The organism is Kaistella sp. (assembly GCF_032060305.1).
GTDB lineage: Bacteria > Bacteroidota > Bacteroidia > Flavobacteriales > Weeksellaceae > Kaistella > Kaistella yananensis.
In genome coordinates this window covers 4929-8596 of the sequence record NZ_DAMBHK010000002.1, presented here as the reverse complement: position 1 = coordinate 8596, position 3668 = coordinate 4929, and the positions used below count along the sequence as shown (strand labels likewise).

Here is a 3668-nt window from a genome sequence, read left to right as displayed (position 1 = left end):
AAAATTATTTTCGCCGATGAACCAACTGGTAATTTAGATTCCAAAAACGCCGATGATCTGCACCAGCTGTTTTTCGATCTCAGAGATAAATATAACCAGACTTTTGTCATTGTAACTCACAACACCCATCTTGCAGACACTACAGACCGAAAACTCGTAATGAAAGATGGGCAGATTATCTATTAGCCTTTCATTTTATTCTGTAAAATTTGCTAACTTTAAAAATTAGTTACTCATACTTTTTAAAATTAATCGAGTATGTCCATCAAATTTTTGGCTGAAGACGACAGACCCAGAGAAAAATTTTTGCTGAAAGGCAAGAATTCGCTCTCTGATGCCGAACTTCTGGCGATCATCATGGGCAGCGGAAACCGCGAAGATTCGGCGGTGGAACTGGGTAGAAAAATTCTGCACTCAGTAGGAAACAATTGGCATAACTTATCGCTGCTTTCCCTCTCGGATCTAATGAAATTTAAAGGTGTGGGCGAAGCAAAGGCAATTTCTATTGCAGCAGCCCTGGAAATAGGTCGAAGGCGTGCAGCTCAGGAAGTTCCGGAAAAAATTCAGATTCGTGAAAGCAAAGACATTTATAAAGTCCTGCAGCCTTATCTTTCAGATCTTCAGACGGAAGAATTTTGGGCAATATTTCTAAATCAGAACAATCGGATTGTGGGAAAAGCCAGATTATCTTCTGGAGGAATAAACCAATCTGTTGTAGATGTGCGCATTCTGTTCAAGAACTGCCTGGAACATCTTGCTACGGCAATTGCAATTGCTCATAACCATCCCTCCGGTAATTTGAAACCCAGTCAGGAAGATTTGCGAATCACCAAGCAGATTGCAGATGCCGGAAAAATTCTTAACATCCAGCTTCTGGACCATTTAATTATTTCACAGAACGCTTATTTCAGTTTTGCCGACGAAAATATATTATGATTAGATTGGTAAAGTATAGCGATATCGATTTTGCTAAGTATAATGATTGCCTGCTTAATGCTGCACAGTATAAATGTTATGCGGAACGCACCTATCTTGATATTACCGCAAAAAAAAAGTGGGATTTACTGGTTTATAATGATTACGATGCCGTAATGCCTTTGCCCTACATAAAAAAAATGGGCATCAAGTTTATCGTAAATCCCAAACTCTGTCAGCAACTCGGTGTTTTTTCAAATTCAGATTCATTAGAAATTAATGATCAGTTTTTGGAATTTTTAGAGAAAAAATTTAGAATCTGGTATTATGCATTTAATGATAAGAATTCTTTCAGCAGATCTTTAGTTCAAAGAAAAAATTTTTTAATCCCCAAAGATTTGTATGCCAACATTTACAAAAGATATTCGCCTAAAAGAAAAAGGAAACTGAGATTGGATCAGGAAGTTCTGGAAAACGCTTTGGTGATAGAAGATATCGACTTTTCAGATGCTGCTTCTTTTGTTAAGGAAAATATGTTGGGTGTTGACAAGCAGAAAGATCTTACAGAGTTTTTAAGGATCTTTGAGGAGTTTCACAGGATAGATTCACTTAAATTTTATGGTTTCATGTATCATTCAAAACTTGTGAATTTAATTGCTGTTCACCTGTCTGGTTCCTCCGCCACACTTTTGGGAACATTCAACGATAAAAACTTTGTAAAACTTTCGGGTGCATCGGTTTTAATCGACCAGGCGATTAAAAATTACTCTGAAAACAGGATTTTTGATTTTGAAGGCAGCGAAATTCCCGCAGTTGAAGAGTTTTTCAGAGGTTTCAGGCCACAATTGCACCCTTACCCAGTCATTCAGAACTCCAGAAAAGATTTAGTGATAAACTTTTTCAGGAAGTAGCAAATAATTACTAATTTTGCAGCCTAATATTCTCTATGATCGATTCGCCCTATTTTCCTTACGCATTTGCGTTTTTAATGGCATTGCCCTTTCTGGTTTTCATCAGACAGTTCGTGTTCAGCTACATTAAACTCAAGAATCAGGAAATTAAATTATTAACGGTAAAAGGAAATTCGGAGCAGCGCGTGCATGCTTATGAAAGGCTTACTTTGTTTCTGGAACGCCTGAAACCGGCAAATCTGGTGACAAAATTCGACAAAAGTTTAGCACCTCATGAATATGTGTTCCTTATTGAAAAAACCATTAATGAAGAATTCGATTATAATGCCTCGCAACAGCTTTACCTCACCAAAAATACCTGGAAAAATGTGGTAAACTGCAAAAATAGTGTTCTCCGTTTAATACATACGACCTACGAAAATCTCAGCGAGAATGCGACGCTGGATGAGTTTAAAACCGTTTTTTTGATGAATTATATGAATGAAAAAGATTTCATTGCAGAAAGTATTGAAGAATTAAGAAAAGAAAACCTAATTGTAAATTAAAATAAATAAATGATACCAAATTTTAAAGCACATCCTTGGCACGGGATTTCAGCAGGAGCAGAGGTACCTAATGTTGTAAATGTTTTTGTGGAAATTGTACCGAGTGATACCATTAAATATGAAATCGACAAGCAGAGCGGTTACCTTAAAGTTGACCGTCCGCAGCAGTTCTCCAACATTATTCCTGCACTGTACGGATTTATCCCGAGAACGTATTGTCATGATGAAGTCCTTAAACTGGCGATTGAAAGTGGCGCAGATGATGTAGAAACCGGTGACCTCGACCCGCTGGATATCTGTGTACTGAGTTCACACAACATCCATGCCGGCGGAATGCTAATGGAAGCCATCCCAATCGGTGGATTCAAGATGATCGATAAAGGCGAAGCTGATGATAAAATCGTTGCAGTGATGAAAGGAGATCATGCGTTTGGGCATTTCCGGGATATTACAGAATTACCACAGGCAGAAGTAAAGCGGCTGATGCACTATTTCTTAACGTATAAAAATCTTCCGGATGAAGCTGCAAAATGTAGAATTCAGGAGGTGTACGGTGCAGATCATGCCAGAAGTGTAATCAAAGCTTCACAAAAAGATTATGCAAACAAGTTTGGCGGCTAAAACCCTCTAACTTTCAATAAAATAACGAGACAGGTGTGTGTACATCTGTCTTTTTTTATTTTTAACTTTAGTCAAGATTTTCAAATAAATTGTGTATTTTCGGTTTATGTTTTATTTAATAAAATGTTAACATCAAAAAATAACCTATGAATTTATTTATTTTAGTACCCATCTTTGGTATTATTGCTTTAATCTACACTTTTATCCAGAGTAACTGGGTAAGTAAACAGAATGCAGGTAACGACAGGATGAAGGAAATTAGTGGGCACATTGCCGATGGCGCAATGGCGTTCCTTAAAGCAGAATACAAAATCATGATGTATTTTGTGGTTATTGTTGCTATTTTGCTCGCTTTGATGGGAGCTGGTAATGCCAATTCGCACTGGAGCATTGGTCTTGCATTTGTTTTCGGAGCGGTGCTTTCTGCTTTGGCGGGTTTCATCGGAATGAAAATCGCTACCAAATCCAACGTAAGAACTGCAGAAGCAGCGAAAACATCACTCTCAAAAGCCCTGAAAGTATCTTTCACCGGAGGCTCTGTAATGGGGATGGGTGTTGCCGGTTTAGCAGTTTTAGGATTGGGCGCCTTATATTTAATCATCAAGCAGATTTTTGCACCGGATGCAGCCGCTAATACCCATGAAATGGAAAAAGCGATCGAAATCCTTACCGGTTT

Annotated in this window: 5 protein-coding genes and 1 pseudogene; all 6 read left to right on the top strand. The window is 38.0% G+C overall.

Annotated features, from left to right (window positions below; all coding sequences use genetic code 11):
- Positions 1–186: pseudogene (locus V5N63_RS00395) on the top strand (lipoprotein-releasing system ATP-binding protein LolD); the annotation flags it as partial.
- Positions 187–258: 72 nt separating this feature from the next.
- Positions 259–936: a RadC family protein gene (gene radC / locus V5N63_RS00390; RefSeq protein WP_088469215.1), complete on the top strand. Its 678-nt coding sequence runs from the start codon at positions 259–261 to the stop codon at positions 934–936.
- The gene (locus tag V5N63_RS00385) at positions 933–1826 is read left to right on the top strand and encodes a hypothetical protein (RefSeq protein WP_332032014.1); all 894 of its coding nucleotides are present in this window, start codon (positions 933–935) and stop codon (positions 1824–1826) included. Before radC ends, V5N63_RS00385 begins: the two co-directional genes overlap by 4 nt.
- 35 nt (positions 1827–1861) lie before the next feature.
- Positions 1862–2371, top strand: coding sequence for a DUF7935 family protein (locus V5N63_RS00380; RefSeq protein ID WP_265144405.1), 510 nt, complete (start codon positions 1862–1864; stop codon positions 2369–2371).
- 9 nt (positions 2372–2380) lie between these two features.
- Positions 2381–2992: an inorganic pyrophosphatase gene (locus tag V5N63_RS00375; protein ID WP_332032011.1), complete on the top strand. Its 612-nt coding sequence runs from the start codon at positions 2381–2383 to the stop codon at positions 2990–2992.
- 146 nt (positions 2993–3138) lie between these two features.
- A partial coding sequence (locus V5N63_RS00370) for a sodium/proton-translocating pyrophosphatase (RefSeq protein WP_332032009.1) occupies positions 3139–3668 on the top strand: 530 nt, incomplete at its 3' end.